Raw genomic sequence first — 338 nt, forward strand, 5'->3', positions numbered from 1 at the left:
GTTTGCTGACCGGACATAAAGGCGGGCGTCCCCGCGCATTGTCTGATGCCATGATCGCCACGGTCGTGGAAGCCGCGCGTGCCGAATCGATGACGCTCAGGCAGATTGCGCTGCGCGTCGAGGAAGTTCATGGCCAGCCGTTGCCGTGCCGGCTGGAAACGTTGTCGATTGCACTCCGGCATGAAGGATTCTCCTACAAACGTGGCCGCTACTCGCTTAAAAAAAGCGCGATGCGCAGGAGTTCGCGGTGAAGACAGATACGCTCTCAAAGCTGCAGCAGGCGGCTCGCGATGGGGCGTGCCGCCTGATCTACTTCGACCAGTCAGGGTTCTCTGCCT

General features: G+C 60.4%; 1 pseudogene. It reads left to right on the forward strand.

The features are described 5' to 3' along the window. Window positions 1-251 (forward strand): annotated as a pseudogene (locus EVC45_RS45270) (helix-turn-helix domain-containing protein); the annotation flags it as partial. Window positions 252-338 lie beyond the last annotated feature (87 nt).

The organism is Paraburkholderia sp. UYCP14C (assembly GCF_004197395.1).
Classification (GTDB): Bacteria; Pseudomonadota; Gammaproteobacteria; order Burkholderiales; family Burkholderiaceae; genus Paraburkholderia.